General features: G+C 72.4%; 19 protein-coding genes. 6 read left to right on the forward strand and 13 right to left on the reverse strand.

Going from position 1 to position 21493, the window contains the following annotated elements; translation table 11 throughout:
- Positions 1-188 precede the first annotated feature (188 nt).
- The 5 genes from OG245_RS01620 to OG245_RS01640 all read right to left on the reverse strand — a co-directional run bounded on the left by OG245_RS01620 (position 189) and on the right by OG245_RS01640 (position 4790).
- A complete protein-coding gene (locus OG245_RS01620) occupies positions 189-689 on the reverse strand; it encodes a hypothetical protein (RefSeq protein WP_003971159.1) in 501 nt (166 codons plus the stop codon).
- A gap of 77 nt (positions 690-766) precedes the next feature.
- A complete protein-coding gene (locus OG245_RS01625; RefSeq protein WP_371621734.1) occupies positions 767-1933 on the reverse strand; it encodes a thiolase domain-containing protein in 1167 nt (388 codons plus the stop codon).
- Complete coding sequence (locus OG245_RS01630) at positions 1926-2978, reverse strand: thiolase domain-containing protein (RefSeq protein ID WP_371621735.1); 1053 nt, start codon at positions 2976-2978, stop codon at positions 1926-1928. The genes OG245_RS01625 and OG245_RS01630 overlap by 8 nt, the downstream gene beginning before the upstream one ends.
- Positions 2979-3935 (reverse strand): Zn-ribbon domain-containing OB-fold protein, encoded by a 957-nt coding sequence (locus OG245_RS01635; protein ID WP_371621736.1) that lies wholly within the window; start codon positions 3933-3935, stop codon positions 2979-2981. It lies immediately after the preceding gene.
- 54 nt (positions 3936-3989) lie between these two features.
- Positions 3990-4790: a crotonase/enoyl-CoA hydratase family protein gene (locus OG245_RS01640; RefSeq protein WP_371621737.1), complete on the reverse strand. Its 801-nt coding sequence runs from the start codon at positions 4788-4790 to the stop codon at positions 3990-3992.
- 167 nt (positions 4791-4957) lie between these two features.
- Between OG245_RS01640 and OG245_RS01645 the strand changes: the two genes are divergently transcribed.
- From OG245_RS01645 to OG245_RS01670, 6 genes are all read left to right on the forward strand, one after another.
- Positions 4958-6592: an acyl-CoA synthetase gene (locus OG245_RS01645; protein ID WP_371621738.1), complete on the forward strand. Its 1635-nt coding sequence runs from the start codon at positions 4958-4960 to the stop codon at positions 6590-6592.
- A gap of 170 nt (positions 6593-6762) precedes the next feature.
- A complete protein-coding gene (locus tag OG245_RS01650) occupies positions 6763-7452 on the forward strand; it encodes a hypothetical protein (RefSeq protein ID WP_371621739.1) in 690 nt (229 codons plus the stop codon).
- A gap of 315 nt (positions 7453-7767) precedes the next feature.
- Entirely contained in the window at positions 7768-9039 is a 1272-nt protein-coding gene (locus OG245_RS01655; RefSeq protein WP_371621740.1) for a polyprenyl synthetase family protein, read from the forward strand.
- Positions 9036-10559 carry a phytoene desaturase gene (locus OG245_RS01660; RefSeq protein ID WP_371621741.1) on the forward strand — a complete coding sequence of 508 codons (1524 nt, stop codon included), beginning with the start codon at positions 9036-9038 and terminating at the stop codon, positions 10557-10559. The genes OG245_RS01655 and OG245_RS01660 overlap by 4 nt, the downstream gene beginning before the upstream one ends.
- Positions 10556-11587: a phytoene/squalene synthase family protein gene (locus OG245_RS01665; RefSeq protein WP_371621742.1), complete on the forward strand. Its 1032-nt coding sequence runs from the start codon at positions 10556-10558 to the stop codon at positions 11585-11587. Before OG245_RS01660 ends, OG245_RS01665 begins: the two co-directional genes overlap by 4 nt.
- The gene (locus OG245_RS01670; RefSeq protein WP_371621743.1) at positions 11584-12600 is read left to right on the forward strand and encodes a DUF5914 domain-containing protein; all 1017 of its coding nucleotides are present in this window, start codon (positions 11584-11586) and stop codon (positions 12598-12600) included. Before OG245_RS01665 ends, OG245_RS01670 begins: the two co-directional genes overlap by 4 nt.
- 37 nt (positions 12601-12637) lie before the next feature.
- Here OG245_RS01670 and OG245_RS01675 read toward each other — a convergent pair whose 3' ends face one another.
- The 8 genes from OG245_RS01675 to OG245_RS01710 form a co-directional block, all read right to left on the reverse strand.
- Positions 12638-14191, reverse strand: coding sequence for an FAD-dependent oxidoreductase (locus OG245_RS01675; RefSeq protein WP_371627778.1), 1554 nt, complete (start codon positions 14189-14191; stop codon positions 12638-12640).
- Positions 14191-14919: a class I SAM-dependent methyltransferase gene (locus OG245_RS01680; RefSeq protein WP_371621744.1), complete on the reverse strand. Its 729-nt coding sequence runs from the start codon at positions 14917-14919 to the stop codon at positions 14191-14193. The genes OG245_RS01675 and OG245_RS01680 overlap by 1 nt, the downstream gene beginning before the upstream one ends.
- Entirely contained in the window at positions 14916-16157 is a 1242-nt protein-coding gene (locus OG245_RS01685) for a lycopene cyclase family protein (protein ID WP_371621745.1), read from the reverse strand. The genes OG245_RS01680 and OG245_RS01685 overlap by 4 nt, the downstream gene beginning before the upstream one ends.
- Positions 16158-16388: 231 nt before the next feature.
- Positions 16389-16895 carry a MarR family winged helix-turn-helix transcriptional regulator gene (locus tag OG245_RS01690; protein ID WP_371621746.1) on the reverse strand — a complete coding sequence of 169 codons (507 nt, stop codon included), beginning with the start codon at positions 16893-16895 and terminating at the stop codon, positions 16389-16391.
- 49 nt (positions 16896-16944) lie between these two features.
- Entirely contained in the window at positions 16945-17355 is a 411-nt protein-coding gene (locus OG245_RS01695) for an STAS domain-containing protein (RefSeq protein WP_371621747.1), read from the reverse strand.
- A complete protein-coding gene (locus OG245_RS01700) occupies positions 17352-18446 on the reverse strand; it encodes a B12-binding domain-containing protein (RefSeq protein WP_371621748.1) in 1095 nt (364 codons plus the stop codon). The genes OG245_RS01695 and OG245_RS01700 overlap by 4 nt, the downstream gene beginning before the upstream one ends.
- Positions 18443-19996 carry a PP2C family protein-serine/threonine phosphatase gene (locus tag OG245_RS01705; RefSeq protein WP_371621749.1) on the reverse strand — a complete coding sequence of 518 codons (1554 nt, stop codon included), beginning with the start codon at positions 19994-19996 and terminating at the stop codon, positions 18443-18445. Before OG245_RS01705 ends, OG245_RS01700 begins: the two co-directional genes overlap by 4 nt.
- A 279-nt stretch (positions 19997-20275) precedes the next feature.
- Positions 20276-21394 carry a PP2C family protein-serine/threonine phosphatase gene (locus OG245_RS01710; protein WP_371627779.1) on the reverse strand — a complete coding sequence of 373 codons (1119 nt, stop codon included), beginning with the start codon at positions 21392-21394 and terminating at the stop codon, positions 20276-20278.
- Positions 21395-21493 lie beyond the last annotated feature (99 nt).

Raw genomic sequence — 21493 nt, forward strand, 5'->3', positions numbered from 1 at the left:
AGCGGGTCCCCCGCCATCCGTGTCAACGCGCATTTCCGGTCGCGTTCAGGGCGGGAATCGGCCGCTCGGGCCGCACGGGCCTGCGCGGACAAGGGCTCGGGCACCCCCGTGGGAGCGCGCACGCACAGGGGACGCGGACAGGGAGAAGGCCGCCCGGACGCATCCGGACGGCCTTGCGAAGGGACGTTTCAGCCCTGCTGGAACAACTCCGCGGGCAGAGGCTTGAGCAGGGTGTACAGGTCGTCGGTGATCGGCCGGTCCCAGCTGGCGATGGTCACGAGGACTCCGTCGCTGCGGTCGAACTGGACGCAGGCGATACGGCTCTCGGAGAGCTTGACGCGGCGGACGATCAGCAGATTGTCGCCCTGCATGACGGGGACGTCCTCGGAGCTGACGACCTCGATCGGCTCGTCGTTCTCCAGGGCGAGGAGCAGCTGCGCCACCTCGAAGGGGACCTGGCCCTCCTCGGTCTCGCGGGCGGGCGAGCCTTCCGGAAGATTGCCGATGATCATCGCCGGGCCCCGGCCGCCGTACAGGTCGTAACGGAGGAAGACGCCCTGACAGCTGCCGTCGGGGGCGGGGAGCAGACCGGCGCCGAGGTTGCCGGGCCAGTCCCCGGGGTCCATGGCCAGGACGTCGAAGTCCGGGCCCGCAGGTGTTGCGGCGCTACGGCGGCGGAGGAAGGACATGCCGCCCATGTTACGTGTCCCGGCTCACCTTGCGGAGCCGGGCCCGGGCCTCGCGGGACCGGGCCCACCGCTCTCCCTCAGCCGGGCGGGGGCTCCGCTCCGACGAGCCACATGGCGAAGAACTGGGCCCCTCCGCCGTAGGCGTGGCCGAGCGCCCTCAAGGCCCCGTCGATCTGGTGCTCCCCGGCCCTCCCCCGTACCTGGAGGGCCGCCTCGGCGAAGCGGATCATGCCGGACGCGCCGATGGGATTGGTGGACAGCACACCGCCCGAAGGGTTGACCGGGAGGTCTCCGTCGAGTTCGGTGACGCCCGCCTCGGTCAGCTTCCAGCCCTCGCCCTCCTCGGCGAAGCCGAGGTTCTCCAGCCACATCGGCTCGTACCAGGAGAACGGCACGTACATCTCGACGGCGTCGATCTCCCGGCGCGGGTCGGTGATCCCGGCCTGCCGGTAGACGTCCGCGGCGCAGTCCTTGCCCGCCTGCGGGGAGACGAAGTCCTTGCCCGCGAAGAGGGTCGGCTCGCTGCGCATCGCCCCGCCGTGCACCCAGGCGGGCGGGTGGGGCGCGCGGGCCGCACCGTCCCGGTCGGTGAGGATCATGGCGCAGGCCCCGTCGGAGGAGGGGCAGGTCTCGGAGTAGCGGATGGGGTCCCAGAGCATGGGGGCGGCCCGGACCTTCTCCAGGGTGATGTCGTGGTCGTGGAGGTGCGCGTAGGGGTTCTTCAGCGCGTTGCGGCGGTCCTTGTACGCGACGAGCGATCCGACCTCGTCGGGCGCTCCGGTGCGCCGCATGTAGGCCCGCACGTGCGGGGCGAAGAAGCCGCCCGCGCCGGCCAGCAGCGGCTGCTGGAAGGGGACGGGCAGGGAGAGGCCCCACATGGCGTTGGACTCGGACTGCTTCTCGAAGGCGAGGGTGAGGACGGTGCTGTGCACGCGGGCGGCGACGAGGTTCGCGGCGACCAGGGCGGTGGAGCCCCCGACCGAGCCCGCCGTGTGGACGCGGAGCATGGGCTTGCCGACGGCGCCCAGCGCGTCGGCGAGGTAGAGCTCCGGCATCATGACGCCCTCGAAGAAGTCGGGGGCCTTGCCGATCACGACGGCGTCGATGTCGCTCCAGGTGAGCCCGGCGTCCTCCAGCGCCCGGACGGCGGCCTCGCGGACCAGTCCGGCGATGGACACGTCGTGCCGGGCGGCGACGTGTTTGGTCTGGCCGATGCCGACGACGGCGACGGGCTCCTTAGGCATGAGCGCTCTCCCCTTCCAGGACGGCGACCAGGTTCTGTTGCAGGCAGGGGCCGGAGGTGGCGTGCGCGAGCGCCCGGTCGGACTCGCCCCGGTGGATGCGGGCGGCGGCCTCGCCGAGCCGGATCAGTCCGGCGGCCATCACGGGGTTGGCGGCGAGCGCACCGCCGGAGGGGTTGACGCGGACGTCGTCGCCGAGCCGGAGCGCCTGGCGCAGGACGACCTCCTGCGAGGTGAACGGGGCGTGCAGCTCGGCGGTGTCGACCGGCCGTTCGAAGGCTCCGGCGCGCTCTGCGGCGAGGCGTGCGGAGGGGCTGTCGGTGAGGTCGCGGACGCCGAGGCCGTGCGCCTCGATCCGGTGGTCGATGCCCCGGATCCAGGCGGGCCGCGCGCACAGGGCGCGGGCGGTGTCCCCGGCGGCGAGGACCACGGCGGCGGCGCCGTCGCCGATGGGCGGGCAGTCGCCGGTGCGCAGGGGGTGCACCAGGTAGTCGCCCGCGGGGACGTCGCCGGCGAGCTGGGCGTGCGGGTTGCCGGCGGCGGCGGTGCGGTTGCGGGCGGCGACCGCGGCGAGGGCTCCTTCGTCGGTGGCGCCCGCGTCGATGAGGGCCTGGGCCTGGAGGGCGGCGAGCGCGACGGAGTCCGGCCAGAGCGGGGCGAGGTAGTAGGGGTCGAGCTGGCGGGTGAGGACGTCGCGGACCCGGCCGGGCGAGGACTTGCCGTAGGAGTAGACGAGTGCGGTGTCCGCCTCGCCGGTCTGGATCTTCACCCAGGCCTCGTACAGCGCCCAGGCCCCGTCCATCTCCACGTGGGACTCGGAGATGGGCGGGTGGGCGCCGACGCCGTCGAGCGCCATGGTGAAGGAGAAGGCCCGCCCGGCGAGGTAGTCGGCGGAGCCGGAGCAGGTGAACCCGATCTCGTTCGCCTTGAGCCCGGTCGCGCCGAGCACCTCGTGGAGGACCGGCATCAGCAGGTCGACCTCGGAGAGTTCGTCGGTGCGCCGCCGGTGCGCGGTCTGGGCGAAGGCGACGATGGCCACGTCCCGCATCTACACCAGCTCCTTGTACGTGTCGTAGTCGGCGTCGGGCTCCCCGGTGGGCCGGTAGTGGTCCGGGTGGCGGGACCCCTGACCGGCACCGGCCCAGACGGGCTCGACGCGCAGCCCCATGCGCACCTGGTCGTACGGGATTCCGGCGATGCGCCCGTGCAGCGCCAGGTCGGCGCCGTCGAGGGCGATGTGGGCGTATACGTACGGGACTTCGATGTCGAGGTTCTTCGCTTTGATGTTGACGATGCAGAACGTGGTGACCGTGCCGCGCGGGCCGACCTCGACCTGTTCGGCGGTGGCGACCCCGCAGGTGGGGCAGGCTCCGCGCGGCGGGACGTAGACCTTGCGGCAGGCGGGGCAGCGTTCGCCGACCATGCGGTGGTCTTCGAGGGCGGTGAGGTAGGCGCTCTGGGCGCGGCCCGGGGTGTGGACGTAGTCGAGGCGGGCCGGGGTGACGATGCCGGTGACGGGGTCGGTGAACTCCCCGGTGTGCGGCGCGGGTTCGGAGTCGTCGGGCTCGCCGTCGTACGGCTCGAAGCAGGCGATGTCGGTGATGGCCCCGGTGCGGGTCGCCGCCCAGCGGATGCGGACGCGCATCCCGGCGCGCACGGCGTCCGGGCCCGGTGCGTCGAGGACGTGCAGGAGGGCGGTGGCGGCCCCGTCGAGGCGGACGAGCACCCAGGCGAAGGGGGTGCCGAGCGGCTGGTCGCGGCGTGGGGCCGGGTTCCACGCCCAGGTGGTGACGGTGCCGGTGGGGGCGACCTCGACGAGGTCGCGGATCTCGTTCGCGGTGACGGGGTCGTACTCCACGGGCGGCACGAGCACCGTGCCGTCCTCCGTGCGGACGCCGAGGACGGTGCGTTCGCGCAGTCCGGTGAGGAAGGCGCTCTGGACGGGGCCGAGCGAGCGGGTGAAGGGGAACTCGACCACCAGCGGGGCGCTGAGGACGTCGGACATGGCTGCTGCCTCCTTGCTGGGAGCGCTCAGGACGGGGAGCTGGATGCCCGGCGCTCAGGCGCGCCGGTAGACGGGCGGGCGCTTCTCCGCGAAGGCGCGCGCGCCCTCCTTGGCGTCCTCGGTGGCGAACACGGGCCAGCCGCGTTTGAGTTCGGCGGCCAGCGCCTCGCTCTCGGTCAGCTCGGCGCCCTCGTAGACCGAGGCCTTGACGGCCTCGACGGCGAGCGGCCCGCAGGCGTTGACCCGCTCGGCGACGGCGAGGGCCTCCTCCAGTGCGGTTCCGTCGGGCACGACCCTGCCGATCAGCCCGATGGCGGCGGCCTCCTCGGCGGTGTACGGGCGGCCGGTGAGGAGCATTTCGAGGGCGTGGGTGCGGGGGATCTGACGGGGCAGCCGGACGGTGGAGCCGCCGATCGGGAAGAGGCCCCGGCGGACCTCGAAGAGCCCGAAGGTGGCTCCCGCTCCGGCGACGCGGATGTCGGTGCCCTGGAGGATCTCGGTGCCGCCCGCGACACAGGCGCCCTCCACGGCGGCGATCACCGGCTTGCGCGGGCGGTGGTGGCGCAGCATCGCCTTCCAGTGGAGGTCCGGGTCGGCCGCCATCCGGTCCCGGTACTCCTCCCCCTCCATGCCGCCGCCCGCCAGGGCCTTGAGGTCCATGCCGGCGCAGAACGCGCCGCCCGCGCCGGTCAGGACGACGGAGCGGACCGTGTCGTCTGCGTCGGCCGCGAGCCAACCGTCGTACAGGCCGACGAGCATCGGCAGCGACAACGCGTTCCTGGCCTGTGGTCTGTTCAAGGTGAGCACCAGCGTGGCGCCTTCACGCCGCACGGTGAGGTGTTCCGTACCGCCCATGACCGACTCCTGTTCTCCAGACCTGGAACAGGTTGCAGGAGGAGGGGTCGCAGTTCAATAGTTTTCTGACTGCTCGTCAGATTGTTTCGACGCCACCTCTTCCCAGTTGTGCCGCCCGGCGCTCTAATGACGGCCGAGTCGCCAGTCACCCGGGGTCAGGAGGAACGGTGGAGTACAACCTTGCCGACCTGTTCGAATCGGTCGTCGACGCGGTGCCCGACCGCGAGGCGCTCCTGTACGTCGACCACCCCGGTACGGGCGCGGAGCGGCGGCTCACGTACGCGGAACTGGACGCCGCCGCCAACCGGATCGCCCACCACCTGATCGACGCGGGGATCCGGCCGGGCGAGCACCTGGGGCTGCACCTCTACAACGGGGTCGAATACCTTCAGACGGTACTGGGGGCCCTCAAGGCGCGGATCGTTCCGGTGAACGTCAACTACCGATATGTCGAGGAGGAGTTGGTCTATCTCTACCGGGACGCGGATCTGGCGGCACTGGTCTTCGACGGCGAGTTCGACGAGCGGGTCGCGGCGGCCGCCCCGCAGGCCCCGGGCCTGCGCCGACTGATCCGGGTGGGGCCCGCTCCCGCCGCTCCCCCCGCCGCGGCCCCGGCCGTGCCGGTCGTTCCGTTCACCGAGGCCGAGGCGTCGGGCTCGGCCGGGCGCGGTTTCGCCCCGCGCTCCGCCGACGACCAGTTCATCATCTACACCGGCGGCACGACCGGGATGCCGAAGGGCGTGATGTGGCGCCAGGAGGACCTCTTCTTCTCGGGCCTGGGCGGCGGAGCCCCGACCGGAGATCCGGTGAAATCGCCGCGCGAGCTGGCGGAACGCGTCGCCGCGGGCGGCGACGGGATCACCTTCTTCCCCACCCCGCCACTGATGCACGGCACGTCCACACTGACCGCGTTCATCGGCTTCAACTTCGGCCAACGGGTCGTTGTGCACCGGAAGTTCGTACCCGCCGAGGTGCTGAGGACGATCGAGAGGGAGAAGGTCACCAGCGTGTCGCTGGTGGGCGACGCGATGTTGCTCCCGCTGATCGACTGCCTGAAGGGGCCGTCGCGCGGGACGGACTGCTCGTCGCTGTTCTCCGTCTCCAGCTCCGGGGCGATCATGTCGGACTCGGTGCGGGCGGAGTTCCAGGCGCTCGTGCCGACCGTGATGCTGCTGAACAACTTCGGCTCGTCGGAGTCCGGTTTCAACGGCACGGCCACCGCCGACTCGGGGCCGGAGAAGGGCTTCCGGGTGCAGGTCAACGCCCGTACGGCCGTGGTCGATCCGGTGACGTACGAGCCGGTGGCCCCCGGCGAGCCGGGCCGCATCGCCCAGCGCGGACATGTCCCGCTCGGCTACTACAACGACCCGGCCAAGACCGCCGACACCTTCTTCCGCAGAGGCGAGGAGCGGTGGGTGCTGCTGGGCGACATGGCGACCGTGGACGCGGACGGCATCGTCACCGTGCTCGGCCGGGGCTCCCAGTGCATCAACACCGGGGGCGAGAAGGTGTATCCGGAGGAGGTCGAGCAGGCGCTCAAGGCCCATCCGGACGTGTACGACGCCCTCGTCGCGGGCGTGCCCGACGAGCGCTGGGGCAACCGGGTCGCCGCCGTGGTCCAACTGCGCACGGACGCTGGGGCGTTGACACTGGAGGGGGTGCAGGCGCACTGCCGCACCCGGCTCGCCGGCTACAAGGTCCCCCGCGCGCTGGTGCTCGCCGACCGGATCCGGCGCTCGCCGAGCGGCAAGGCGGACTACCGGTGGGCGAAAGCGGTGGCGGCGGGAACCGAGCGGCCCTGAGCCGCCGCCGGGACCGGTCGCCACTCCTGTGTCCCGACCCCTCGAGGCCTTGCCCGCCCGGTCCGGAACAGCGAAGCATCCGGATCGCCCTGACCGACGGCACCGAACGCGAACGGCACACCGCCCCCGGCCCGGCCGGACTCCTCGTGTCCTCCGGCATCCCTCTGCTCGTGCCGGTACCCGCAGACTACGGAGAACTGTCCCGGAGTCTGTTCCGGCACGGCCGCCACGCGGTCTTCCGGGACACGCCGCGCGCCGCCTGTACCTGCGACTGCCCCTGGGACGACGACGAGGAGTGCGCGTGCGCGTGTGCCTGCCCCCTGTGCGCGGGCGACGGCGTGGATGACGAGGAGGCGTGGCTGACGGTGGTCGAAGCCGACCCCGCCGCCGATCCGACACGCCTCGCGTTCCCCGGCACCGAACGCCGCCGACAGATCTGCACCTGGTCCTGGGAGCCGGGAGAGACCCACTACGACGGCCCCGGTGTGTGGATCGGTGAGACGGACCTGGTGATGGCCACCGTCCGGTACGACGGCGCCGTGCGCGTGCCGAAGCAGGGGTTCGTGACCCGCCGTCCGATCGGTGAGGACCCCTCGGGCACCCCCCGGTGGGTGTTCCCCGTCGACCGCACCGCGACCGCGCTCGACATCGACCCTTCCACCGACACCGTCCTCGTGGCCCTGAGCGACGGTGAGCTGATCGCCCTGGACGCGACGACCGGCACGCTCCGTGCCCGAGGACACGTCCACGTTCGCGGGATCCCCGTCATTCCCACGGCCCTGACCGTCACCGGCCCCGGCCGGCTCCTCCTGGGCACCAGCGACGGCCGCGTCCTCACCTGTCGCCCGGGACCCGGCTGACGCCCGGGCGTCCTGCTCGCACGTCTCCCGAACGGCAGCAGGTCCCGCGGCGACGAACCCGGCCGCGGCGACACGGGGCGGGCCGGTGCGCGCCCGTTCACGTGGGCCATACAGGCGTGGTGGCCGCCGTCATGACGTGTCCGCGGTGTTTCTTCACCGGGAGTACGCGGCGGACGTGATCGTCTCTGAATCAGTGCCTGCCTGCGCGCGGTGCGAACCTTCGATCGGCAGTGCACGAAGGCATGCGATCGCGGCACGCGCCCGGGCGGGGTGTCGAGTCGTTCGTCATCACCACTGATCTCGGAAAGGCGTGAGATGGGCCGTCGCCAGCCTACGGAACACTCGTTCGGCGATCCTTCGCGTCCGGCCCACAAGATGGGCGCCAGCCACCACACCCCGTCGTGCGAGGACGCCCGGGTCGTGGACTCGGACGTGGTCGACGCTCTCCTGCGCACCGCACGGGCGGTGCTGGCGGACCGGATCGACGAGGCGGTGCGGAGCGACGCCTCGTTCTGCGAGGAGCTGGCACGGCGGGTCGCCGACTTCACGCTGGAGGGCGGCAAGCGGATGCGGCCCCGTCTTCTGTGGTGGGGGATGCGCTCCTGCGGTGCGGCGGAGACCGCGGCCGCGCTGCGGCTCGGGGTGGCGCTGGAGCTGGTCCAGAGCTGCGCGCTGATCCACGACGATGTGATGGACCGCTCGCGGCTCCGCCGGGGGAAGCCGGCCGTGCACATCGGTCTGGCAGAACGTGCGGGCCTCTCGCCGGACTCCGAGCGGGGTTCCGCCTTCGGCACCTCGGCCGCCGTGCTGGCGGGTGATCTCGCACTGGTCTGGGCCGACGACACGGTGGCGGAGACCGTGCTGTCCGCCATCCAGCGTCGTCGGATCGGCGCCCTGTGGCGGGCCATGCGGACCGAGATGGTCGCCGGGCAGTACCTGGATCTGCGTGGCCAGGTCAGCGGTGGGTCATCAGTGGCGCAAGCCTTGCGGACCGCCTGTCTCAAGAGCGCTTCGTACTCCGTCGAGCGGCCGCTGGCGATCGGTGCCGCCCTGGCGGGCGCCGATGAGCCGACCACCGACGCTCTGCGCTCCGCGGGCCGGTGTGCCGGTATCGCGTTTCAGCTGCGGGACGATCTGCTCGGGGTCTTCGGCGACCCGGCGCTGACCGGCAAGCCCTCCGGAGACGATATCCGCGAGGGCAAGTCGACCTACCTGCTCGCTGTCGGCCGGAGGCGGGCCGAAGCGGCGGGCGACGAAGGAGCGCTGGCCGTTCTCGGCCGCGTCACCGGCAACGCCGATCTCACCGAGGAGGATCTCGCGGACGTACGCGGCGTGCTGGAGGTGACGGGGGCGCGCGCCCATGTGGAGCGGAAGGCGGAGCGCCTCCACGACCACGCCGTACGCCGTCTGGGCCAGGCCGTCGACGTGGACGCGCACGGCGGCCGCCAGCTGTTCGGTCTGCTGAGCGCGGTCTCCGGAGGGCGGACCGGCCACTCCGCCACCGCCGGCGAGACGCATGGCAGCGGCACCGGGGCGGCGGGCGCCTGTCCGGTCCTGATCGCGACCGAAGGAGGTCATGCCGGGTGATCACGGTCAAGGGGCCGGTCGACCATGTGGTGGTGGTCGGTGCCGGTCTGGCAGGACTGGCCGCCGCACTGCACCTTCTGGGCGCGGGCCGCCGCGTGACGGTCGTCGAGCAGGAGGACGTGCCCGGGGGCCGGGCCGGGCTGCTGCGGTCGGGAGGCTTCCGTATCGACACCGGGCCGACCGTGCTGACGATGCCGGATCTGGTGGAGGAGGCCTTCGCCGCGGTCGGGGAGCGGATGGCCGACCGGCTGGAGCTGATCCCGCTGGCCCCCGCCTACCGGGCCCGGTTCGCCGACGGGTCCCAGCTCGACGTGCACACCGACGGTGCCGCGATGGAGGCCGCCGTCGAGGAGTTCGCGGGGGCCCGGCAGGCGGTCGGCTACCGGCGGCTGCGAAGCTGGCTGGAGCGCCTCTACCGGGTACAGATGCGCCGTTTCATCGACACCAACTTCGACTCACCGCTCCAGCTCGCCCATCCCGACCTGGCCCGCCTCGCGGCGCTCGGCGGCTTCGGCCGGCTCGACGCGCGGATCGGGCACTTCGTCTCGGACGAACGGCTGCGCAGGGTCTTCTCCTTCCAGGCGCTGTACGCGGGTGTGCCGCCGGCCCGGGCGCTGGCCGCGTACGCGGTGATCGCCTACATGGACACGGTGGCCGGTGTGTACTTCCCCCGGGGCGGCATGCACGCGTTGCCCCGGGCGATGGCGGACGCGGCCGCCGACGCGGGAGCCTGTCTCCGCTACGGACAGAGGGTGACCCGGCTGGAGCGCTCGGGCGACCGGGTCACCGCTGTCGTCACCGACCAGGAGCGCATTCCGTGCGACGCGGTCGTGCTGACCCCTGATCTCCCCATCAGCTACCGACTGCTCGGCCGCAGTCCGCATCGGCCGCTGGCTCTGCGACACTCGCCGTCCGCGGTGATCCTGCACGCGGGCACGGATCGCACCTGGCCGGACCTGGCGCACCACACCATCTCCTTCGGCGCGGCCTGGAAGAGCACCTTCCACGAGCTCACCCGCACCGGACAGCTGATGTCGGACCCCTCGCTCCTCATCACCCGGCCCACCGCGACCGACCCCTCTCTCGCACCGCCGGGCAAGCACCTCCACTACGTGCTGGCTCCCTGCCCGAACACCGAGGTCGGGCCCGGCGTCCGGGAATGGCGGGAGCTGGGACCCCGCTACCGGGACGAGCTGCTGGCCGAGCTGGAGCGCCGCGAGATGCCCGGTCTCGGCGCGGCGATCGAGGAGGAGGGGCTGGTCACACCGGTCGACTGGACCGCACAGGGGCATGCGGCGGGCACCCCCTTCTCCGTGGCCCACACCTTTCCCCAGACCGGCCCCTTCCGGCCGCGCAACCTGGTGCGGGGCACGGTCAACGCCGTCCTCGCCGGCTGCGGCACCACGCCCGGCGTCGGCGTGCCGACCGTCCTGATCTCCGGGAAGCTGGCTGCGGAGAGGATCACCGGCCCCCGCATCACCCGGACCCCGCGCCCTGCCCCGAGAGGTTCCAGCGCATGACCGACCACGAACTCGACGCAGCAGGCATCCACGACCCCGCGCTACGGGCCGCGTACACCCGCTGCCGCGTTCTGAACGCGCGTCACGGCAAGACCTACTTCCTCGCGACGCGGCTCCTTCCCGTCGGCCGGAGGCCGGCCGTCCACGCCCTGTACGGCTTCGCCCGCCGGGCCGACGACATCGTCGACGACCTCGACACCACAGCCACGCCGGGAGAACGTGCCCGCGCCCTGCTCACCCTGGAAGCCCAGCTGGAGGCGGGGTTGCGGGGGGCCCGGGCCGCCGAGCCGGTGATCCGTGCCCTGGCCGACACGGCGGGCCGGTACGGCATCGACCACCGGCACTTCACCGACTTCCTGTCCTCCATGCGCAGCGACCTGACGGTCGGCGGGTACGCCTCGTACGAGGAACTCGGCCGGTACATGCACGGTTCGGCAGCGGTGATCGGCCTTCAGATGCTGCCGGTGCTCGGGACGGTGGTGGCGCGCGAGGAAGCGGCACCGCACGCGGCCGCCCTCGGTGTCGCCTTCCAGCTGACCAACTTCCTGCGGGACGTGGGCGAGGACCTGGACCGGGGCCGGCTCTATCTGCCGGCCGAGCTGCTGGCCGCGCACGGGGTGGACCGGGAACGCTTCGAGTGGAGCCGGAGCACGGGGCTGCGGGACAGCCGGATCACCGATGTCGTGCGGGCCGCGGCGGCCCACAACCGAGCCGTCTACCGGGCCGCCCTGCCGGGCATCGCGATGCTCGCCCCGGTGTCGCGGCCCTGCATCCGTACGGCGTTCGTGCTGTACAGCGGCATCCTCGACGCGATCGAGGCGGACGGGTACGCGGTGCTGCACCGCCGGGCGGTCGTCCCGCGCCGACGACGGGCCGTCGTGGCGCTGGACGGGCTGGTGCGGGCGGTCGCCGTACGCACGGTGCGCCGGAGCCGGGCGGACGCGGACGCGGCGGTCGGGTCCTCCGAGCCGTCCCGGCCGGCGCGGACGGTCGCAGCCCCGGCCTCGGTACGGGAGGAGGCCGTATGAGGCCGGCGGCACGACGCCCACGATCCGGTCGTATTCCGTTGCGGCTGCGGCGCGCGCCCGTCCCGTGGGAGCGTCAGGCACCCACGTGGCGCGAAGCGAGACCCTCGCTCATCACGGAGGCCCTGAAGCGTGCGCGGAGCAGGCCTTCCGGCAATTGGTACGTCATCGGAGCCTCTCGCGCCCTTCCTCCCGGAAAGGCCCTCGGGGTCACGGTCGGCACCACCGAAGTGGTGGCGTGGCGCGACGGCGAGGGAAAGCTGCGCACCGGCCCGGGCGCCTGCCCGCACCTGGGGGCGCCGCTGCGCGACAGCCCCGTACGCTGCGGCACGCTGGTCTGCCACTGGCACGGACTCGCGCTGGACGGCGGACCGTTCGCCGGATGGGAGCCCTACCCCGCCTTCGACGACGGGGTCCTTCTCTGGGTGCGGCTCGACCGCGTGGGGGGCGAGTCCCCTTCGGAACGTCCCCGCGTACCCTCACGGCCGGGGGCGCGGGACGCCGTGGAGGCGGTCTACTCCGGCGTAGGCCGCTGCGAGCCGGAGGACGTGGTGGCCAACCGCCTGGATCCGTGGCACGGCGCGTGGTTCCACCCGTACTCCTTCGTGGACCTGACGGTGACGGGTACGCCCGCCGACGGCCCGGCGGACGACGACGGGTTCACCGTCAACGTCTCCTTCAAGCTGGCCGGGCGACTGGTGGTTCCGGTCCGGGCCCGGTTCACGGCGCCCGGGCCCCGTACCGTCGTCATGCACATCGTCGAGGGCGAGGGCGCGGGGTCCGTCGTGGAGACCCATGCCACCCCCCTCGCTCCGGACGAGTGGGGCAGACCCCGCACCGCCGTGACGGAGGCACTGGTCGCGGCGTCGGACCGTCGTGGATTCGCCGTGGCCCGGGCGGCCGCTCCGTTGCTGCGCCCACTGATGCGCGCCACGGCCGGCCGGTTGTGGCGGGACGATCTGGCGTACGCGGAGAGGCGCTGGGAACTCCGCGACAGGGGGGCGTTCCCGGGCTGACGAGCGACCCTTTTCGTGAAGCTCCGCAGGCCCTCCGTCAGTCGGCCGGCGCCGCGAGCCGGCGCAGGAGGGCCGACCGTCCCGCGCGCGGGACGGTCCAGAGCGTCTGCCCCCGTACGCCCCAGCGTTCCAGCAGGGCGTTCGCGGCGAGGAATCCGCTGGTGGCCGCGCGTTCCATCAGGGCCACGGGCAGCCCGGTGCGGACCATGTCCCCGGCCACGGTGACTGTCGGGTCGGGGCTGCGCACGCCGGGCCGGTCCCGGTAGCCGCCCACGGGGAACATGGGGCAGTCCGCCCGCCATTCGTGGCGCTCGTCCAGGAGGCGGGCGCTCCGGGTCTCCGGGTAGATCCGGTGCAGTTGTCTCAGCGCCTCGTCCTGTACGGCGCGACGGTCGGCGTCCGGTGCTACGGCGTACGCGTGCAGCTCGACGACCGAGCCCCTCGTGCGCCGGGCCCACCGGGCGGCCTCTCCCTCCCAGCGGTCGAGGACGCTCACGTTGTCCAGCGGACCGTAGCCGCTGGTGCCCAGGAACCCGGGCCGGTCGTGCGCCACGGGCCGGTCGAGCCAGAGCCGTGAGACCAGGAACGGCGGGGCGGTGCGCAACCGTGCGATCCGTGCGCGCCAGTCGGTGTCGCCCAACTCGGGGGACGCGGCGACGAGGCGGCGCAGACCGCCGCTGTCCAGGGCGAGGACGAGGGCGTCGTACCGGGTGGTGCGGTCGTCCGTCGTGAGGTCCAGCCCGCCGTCGGGCAGGGGGCGCACCTGCCGGAGAGGCGTCCGTGTCCGTACGTCGACGCCATGGACCTCCAGGTAACAGTGCAGCGGTTCCCACAGGGCGGTGGGGAACGGTTCGCCGGGCACGTCGAAGAGCAGGCCCTCGCTGGAGCCGAGGAAGTAGATGTGGAACATCAGGGCCAGTTCGGCCGCCGACAGTTCACGCGGGTCGGCGAAGAAGCTGCGGGAGAAGACCTCGAACGCCAGATGGTGGGCGGCTTCCGGGAAGCGGATGCGGTGGAGGAACGCGGTGGCGCTGACCCCGTCGAGCTGTTCGTAGACCTCGGGCACCCGCACGTCCAGCAGCCCGACAGCCGCCCTCGGGTTCATCCTGATCAGGTCGCGCAGACCGAAGGTGGGGCTGAGAGCCACGAAGCCCATCGCGCTGAACGGAGGCGTGCGCGGCACCCGGGCGAAGCTGTCCCGCAGGCCGGAGCTGTGCCATAGCGGGTAGTCGGGCAGCCGGGTCAGGGAACCGAGGTCCGGGTCGACCCGGCGCAGAAGCCCGCGCAGGTTGTAGTACTGCCGGAAGAACGCGTGGAACCCGCGGCTCATCGTCACCGTGGTGCCGTCGGCGAGCTCGGTCGGCCACCCCGACAACCTCCCGCCCAGGGCTGGTTCGCGCTCGTAGAGGGTGACGCGTACGCCGCGTTCCGCCAGGAGGGTGGCCGCCGCGATCCCTGCGATGCCGCCGCCGACGACCGCCACCACGGGAGCGTGCCCGGTGAACCGGGCGCGGCCGGCCGGTGCCGGCACGACTGCCGCCTGCCGGTCCCGGCCGCGCCGGTGTCCCCTGCCTCCGGCCTGCGGAAACATCACGCCCGTACCCCCGGGACGACCGCGGTGCGACCGACGAAGGTGTGGGTGATCCCGGTCTGCCAGCCGGGCAGCGGGAGGACGCGTACGTCGGCGAAGCCGGCCCGGCGCAACCGCTGGGCGAACGCGGGAGCCGTGTCGAACCGGGCGACACTGTTCCGGAGGTGTCGGTACAGGTCGGCGTCCCCGGTGAGCCGGCCGGCGGGCTGGATGATCAGCGAGCAGACCGCGTTCCAGACCGCACGGTGGAGGGGGGACCCGTCGAGCGTGTATTCGTGGACGGCGAGGCGGCCGCCCGGTACGAGCAGACCGCGCACCGTGTCGAGGGCCTCGTCGGGGTCGGTGAGGTTGCGGAAGAGATAACCGGCGAACACCGCGTCGAAGGAGCCGGCTTCCAGCCGGCCGGCCAGCTCCTCGACCGGGAGATGCGCGAAGTCGACGCCCCGCGGCCAGCTCTTGGCCTCCGCGCGCTCCAGCATGCCTGCGGACGCGTCGACTCCGGTGATCCGGGCGCGCGGGGCGGCGGCGAGGAGCGCGGCCGTGGAAGCGCCTGTTCCGCATCCCAGGTCGAGCACGCGCAGCCCGCTTCCCTCCTCCGGCAGGCCCAGTCGGCGTGCGGAGCGGCGCAGGTGCGCGTGGTAGCCGGGGCTGGCCGAGACGAGGCGGTCGTAGGCGGTGGAGCCGTGGTCGAAGGCCTCCGACAGCGCGTCACCGTACAACAGGGTCATGGGGCACTCTCCTCGTGGCCGGTCGGTGCGGGGGGAGACGGAGCCGCTGAGCGTTCACGCCGGGTTCTGAAGGGAAGTTCGAAGACGGTCCGCAGCATGGGGACCATCGGTGTCCGCAGGCCGATGAGCAGGTCCTCGTGCAGCCGCGAGCCGCCGTCCATGAAGCTCAGCAGCCGCTCGCCGGGAACGTGGCGGAAGAGGCGGCTGAAGAAGTCCGCGCCGTCCACCCTGCCGCTGTCCAGGGCCCGCAGCAGCACGGCGTCCATCATGCGTGCCCGCCGCCCGTAGGGGTCGGGCACGCGCAGGGGGTGTCCGGAGCGCAACTGATCGGCGACGGCCCGGCTCTGTCGCTGCACGGCGGCGAAGGTGTAGCCGGTCGACGGACGGGTCGCGCCTCCGGCGGTGCCGATGCGATACACCGAACGCCCCGGCCTCTGCGGGAACCGGCCGTCCGTCATGGGGATGACGCCGTGCTCCTGTGCCGTGACGTGAAGCGGCCCGAGCCTCAGCACGTCCTGGGTGTAGTGGCGCAGGGCTCGCCGGTAGCCGTCGGTGTCCAGCGGGGCAGGTGAGAACTCGGTGTACTCGACCAGCGCGGTGTGCGGGTCCAGCGGCAGGACATAACCGAACGAGAGCCCACGGGCGGGCTGCGGCGTGCGGAAGTCCATCAGGTCCGCGGTGCCCGGATCGAACACGGGCCGCTCGGTGCGGACGAACCAGCCGGTGAAGTGCTGGAGCAGCGTCGTGCGCGCGGGAGGCAGGCGGTGGGGCGGCCGGGAGTCGAAGACGAGACGGCCGCGCACCAGCACCCGCTCACCGCACGCTGCCCGGGTCAGAACCTCGCCGCCGACGCCGGACGGGACATCGCGTACGGCACTCGCCGTCGCCTCCATCCGGCAGAGGTCCGGTGCACGGGACAGCCGTTGCTCGACCAGTGCCTCGAAGGCGTCCGAGCACAGCATCTTGTAGCGCAGCCGCGGGAGCCGGGCCACGGCGGAGGCGCCGTCGGCCGACCGGACCCGCAGCCGCGGCCAGGAAGCGGCCAGGCCCGAATCGTAGGCACCGCCCGGCGGCTCCCAGAAACACCAGGTCCGCGGGGGCGATCTCAGAGGCCCCGGCGGGGCGTCGACGAGGGCGACCGACAGAGGTACGTCGCTGCCCGGGGCGCAGAGGTGGTACGCCAGGCTCATCCCTGCCGCGCCCGCGCCCACGATGACGACGTCGAAGTCGGCGGGCACGGCATTCCTCTCGGTCGACCGGTACGAACCCTCGCGGTGTAAGCGCGGCCGGCGCCTTGCGCGTCGGCATGCCGGGCGGGCGGGGCGCCAGGCGACCGTATCCCGCTGCGCCCTCTCCCACGCGGCACGCGCGGCCGCTCACACCTGAGTGGCGGTAGGGCCGGGCCCCGGGGACGGCAGGTGCGGACGATCGCGAGCGGCGCTCGTCACGCCGGCGCGGCGTCCGCCGGTTCAGGCCGCGGAGTGCCTGCCGGGTGAGTGGCGTCGCTGTCCATGGGCGGTGTCGAGCTGTGTGTGGAGACCTGCGAGCCCGTGGGCCAGGGCACGGCGTTCGGTGGACGGCATGTTGTCGATGGCCTGGTGGAGCATCGTGTCGCGTTGCTCGCGAATGCGTTGCAGGTGCCTTCTGCCGGTGGGGGTGAGTCGCAGCGTGATCTCGCGGCCGTTGTCGGGGCTGGGCATGCGTTCGAGGAAGCCGATGGCTTGCAGGCGGTCGCACATGCGGGTCACGGTCGGAGCCGCGGAGGCGAGGCGTTCGCAGACGGTGCGCATCCGTATGCCGTCCTCGCGGTCGACGACGTACATCAGACGCAGCTGGGAGGTGGAGCCGGGCGCTGCCATGCCCGCGGTGGAGTTCCTGGCGTGATCCCACATCACATCGAGGAATTCGATGATGAGGCTCGCGGAGTCGGTTGCCTCCCGCCGGATTCCGCCGGCGGCTGCGTCTGGTGCGGTCATGGTTGCCCGTCGGTGAGTGCTTCTGCCCGGTGAACGGCCGGGAAGTGGCTCAGGTGGTGCCGTCCGGTCCGTTGGGGGACGTCGCCACAACGCTCTCCTCGGTCGCCGAGGCCCTCACCGCGCCGTCGGGGGCCGGGGCCGTGAGGTGGTCAAGCGTACCGGTGAGACGGAGGAGCCGGTCCAGCTTCACGGGCCGGGCGTCCAGGTGCAGCCGAACCCCGGCCGCGGAGGTGCGGCGGCCGATCATCAGCAGGACGGACAGTCCCGTGGAGTCGACGGTGCCGAGCCGCGCGCAGTGCAGATGCAGATCCATCAGAGCGGGCCGGGCTGCGAGCTGGGCGGTGACCTCGGTCAGAAGGAGGCCGGCGCTGTCGTAGTCGAGGTCTCCGTGGACCTCTACACGGAGGCTGTCCACGGTGTCGACCGTGGTCAGGCGCAGATGCTGGGGGTGTGCGGTCATGCGATGTTCCCGGCGGCGGTGAAGGGGGCGATGGTGAGGGAGCGCGTCCCGGCACGGAGGATGCGGGCGGCCCGGGGAAAGTCCTTGAGCTCGCGGGCCAGCAGATCCAGGGCCGGGGGCAGACTGCGGGCGGGGACGCCCCGGGCCACGAGGATCCGCGCGGTCCAGGTGATGAACCCGGTGAAGAGTTCGTCGTCGTCGAGGTAGAGCGCGGTGGCGAGGAACTCCACGATGTGGGCGAGATCCTCCGCGGTGCGCTCACGCTGGAGATCGTCGTAGGAGCGCATCGCGGGGAAGGCGTCCTCCAGTGCGGTGCAAACGCTCCGGACGAGCGAGGCCCGGTTGCGGGCGACCAGGGTGTACTCCTGGTCGGCCAGATGCGGCAGGTCGTCGAACTGCTGGTGGTCGGCCTCCGGGCGCGGCAGCCGCCCCTGGGCGAGGTGGTCGGCGGCGGCCCGGGCGTCGGGGGCCCAGGCGTCGGCGCCCAGCAGCTTCGCGTAGCGGCCCTCGGGGCCGAAGGCGGCGCCGCCGACGAGGACGGGGACGCCGATGGCCTGGCAGGCGGTGATCGCCGCGTGCGCCGCGGGCAGTCTGGTGGCGATCGAGCTGGAGAGCGCGACCGCGTCGGCCCGGGTGGCGTGGAGGTGGGCGATGAGGTGCGGGGTGGGGACCTGAGCGCCGAGGTAGTCGACCTGCCAGCCACGCAGTTCCAGGACTTCGGCCAGCAGACGGGCGGGCAGCCCGTGCCATTCGCCGTCCACACATGCCACCGTGATCCGGCCCCGGTCGGCAGTGGCGCGGGCGGCGGGGTGCATGCTCACCGCGGCGACGGCACGGTCGTTGATGGCGGTCGCGGCGTGCTCCTGGGCGACGCCGATCCGGGCGGCCGCCCACTCCTCACCGACTCTGGCCTGCACCCGGGCGATCACGTCCAGCAGGACGCTCTCCGGATCGGCCCCTTCGTCGAGCAGGCCCAGCACCAGCTCGATGGCCACGCACTCGTCCCCGGCCGAGACGGCCCTCCACAACAGTTCTGCCGGCTCTTCCGCGTGTCCGGGGCGGGGAAGGCGCGGCGGCGTGCTCGTGCTCACGCGGTGAACCTGCCCCGGGTGCGCCCGTTCACCGCACTGAGATGGTGGGTGCGGGGGGCGGAGATCACGACGACGGCCATGTCGTCGTGGGAGCGGTTGCCGAGCCACTGGGCGGCCAGCATCTGCACGTGCTCCACGATGCCTTCGGCCGGCATGCCCGCGCACCCGGCGAGGGCGCGCTTGAGGCGGTCCTCACCGAACAGGGTGTCGCCCATGGGCCCGCCCTTGGCTTCGGTGATGCCGTCGGTGTACAGGACGCAGGACTCCCCGGGGGCGAGGGATACCTCGGCGGTGCTCGCCGTGATGTCCGGGAGGGCCCCGACCAGGGTGCCGTTGGTGTCCGCCTCCTCGACGGTTCCGTCCGAGCGGATGATCAACGGGCTGGGGTGGCCGCCGCTGGTCAGCTTGAGGTCCACCGTGTTGCCGCGGCGTACCGCGGAGGCCAGGACCAGAGTCGCGAACCGGGTGTGGCGGGAGCTGAGCAGCGCGGTGTTCAGCAGGCCGAGCATCCGTTGGTGGTCATCGGCCAGGGGCAGCAGGGCATGCAGGGTGTTGCGGATCTTGCCCGTCAGCACGGCGGCCTCCAGGCCCTTGCCGCACACGTCCCCGAGCGAGACCAGCGAAGCCTCGCCCTCGACGGCGGCGGGGTGGACGTCGTAGAAGTCTCCGCCGATGCGCTCGTGGTCCGCGGAGGGCCGGTACCGGCCGGCGAAGTCCACCCCGGAGATGTGGTGCAGGGTCGGGGGCAGGAGCTCCTGCATGAGGACGTCGGTGATCGCGGTCTGCTCCGCGTAGAGGCGTGCGGCCGACATCGCCGCCCCGGCGCGGGCGGCGAACAGCCGGGCGAAGCCCTCTTCCTCGTCGCTGAAGGCGGCGTTCTCCGTCTTACGCAGCAGAATGAGCGCCCCGGCCGCCACACCGTGCCCGGGCAGCGGGGTGATCACTATCGAGCCGACCTGCCCGAAGCCCTCGGGCACCATCCACGCGGGCGCCGTCGCCGGGTCGATCCACCGCGAGGGCACCGGCGGGAAACCGCGTAGAGCCTCTCCCAGCCCTGGCACCTCGTCAGGATCCACCGCAAGGGTGGACAGGACCGGGGGGCCGCCGCGCAGACAGGTCACCACCGGCAGCCGGTGCCCACGAGCCGGCGCGATCGCCAGCGCCGCATCCGCGAGGCTCTCGGCGGCCATCTGCGCGGTCACATCCATGCAGCGCCCCAGATTGAGGGAGGAGAGCAGGACATTGGACGCCTTGGCGAGGAACGCGGTCCGCTCCCGCTCCACGTGCAGGGCTTCCCTGATGAGCTGGTGATCGGTGTCGTCCACCAGCCACCATGCCACGGAGCCGTCTTTCCGCACGGTCGGGTGCGCCTCGAAGCGCCGGCTGCCGATCGCACCACGCAGCGGCTTCCCGTTGTCCGGGACGGCGTGCGGGCCGGGGAAGGTCAGCGTGGTGTGCGCGGCACAGAGCCAGGCCGGAGCCACGTCCACCAGCGGCGCCCCCGGGACCGCGGTGGGCAGAAGGAGACCTGCCGCTCCGTTGCACCGCACGACTGCGCCCTCGACGTCGGCGATCAGGACGGGATTCGGGGCCCCGTCCCAGGGGAGGTCGGGCCCCGTGTCTGCGACTGTCTGCGCTGGAGTGGGTACCAAATGTCGAGGATCCGCTGAACGGATCCCTCACCTCATCACCTAGACGATTGCCTGAAGGCAACAATCTCTCATGGGTTCACCGTCTGACAACCGGCCTCCCCTCCCCGAAGGGGCTCCTCGCGGAGAAGGTTGCAGATCCTTCACGTAAGGACCACGTACCCTCCGCGGGAATTTCTATCAGTCGCGGCTCGTACGGCCGTGCCAGTCCAGGCACATCACCAGGGAGTCGTCCGCCGCCGGGCCGGAACCGCGGTGACCGAGCAGTTCCTGCAACATCACTCTGGGCACCTGCGGGGCGGGCAGGAGACGCGTGCTGTTGATCGACGCGGCCAGAGCGCGGAGGCTGTACTTCTCACCCCCCGGGGACAGCGCGTCGTAGACGCCGTCGCTGATGAAGAGCAGCCGGTCCCCGGGTTCGACCCGGAAGTGCTGCGGGACGTAGTCGGTGTCCTCGAACATGCCCAGAGGCATCTGCGCCTCCAGCTCGATCGGCTCGACGGCCCCTTCGCGCACCCTCCAGACCCGTGGGGAACCGGCATCGACGACCTCCACGTTCCCGGTCGGAAGGTGGAAGCGGAAAAGCAGCGTCGACAGGTACTGGCTGCCCCTGTGCTGCCCGTACACCGCCTGATCGGCCAGATACGCCTGGTCACTCAGACCGAGGCCGGCGCGGCGGGCGTTGCGCAGCGCGTTGACCGCGAGGTTCGTCAACAACGCGGCGTCGATGCCCTCGCCCATACCGTTGCTGACGGTCACGTACAGGTCATCGGCCGAGGCCGACCAGTCGAAGCTGTCACCGAAGATGGCGTAGGCGGGCTCCAGCTGGGCCCCCAGGCTGTACTCCGGGCGGGCGCAGGAACGCCCGGGGAGCAGCTGCCACTGCATCTCGGCGGCCAGGGTCAGCCGTTCCGCCCGTCGCGCCTGGAGGAAGAGGTCGGTGTCCCGTTCCGCGACGACCACCTCGTGCGCCAGCGCGTCGGCGCACTCCCGCAGATCCTCCAGCACGTCCGCCGCCGGCCCGTCGTCCTCCTCCACCGGCACGGTGACACTCAGGATGCCCAGCCGGTCGCCTCGGACGCTGACCGGCAGGTGCACGGTCGCCGTGGATGCCGCGTGGTCGTACACACAGTGCGGTTCCTGGGCGCCGAACGCCCGCCCCGGGGCGCTGTCGTGCACCGAGACCGGAGGGCGCGTACGAGGCAGCACCTCGACGGGCTGCAGCCTCGTCATGGCGTAGTCGACCAGCAGGAGCTCCACCGCCCGGGCCTGATGGCGGTCCTCGATCACGGAGCGCATCACGTCGAAGATCTCATGGGGCGCGGCCGAGCGCAGGGAGCGCTCCACCGCACTGGGTCTGGGTCTGGGGCTGTCCACCGGTACCGGACCTGCCTTTCG

This window comes from Streptomyces sp. NBC_01116 (assembly GCF_041435495.1).
GTDB lineage: Bacteria > Actinomycetota > Actinomycetes > Streptomycetales > Streptomycetaceae > Streptomyces.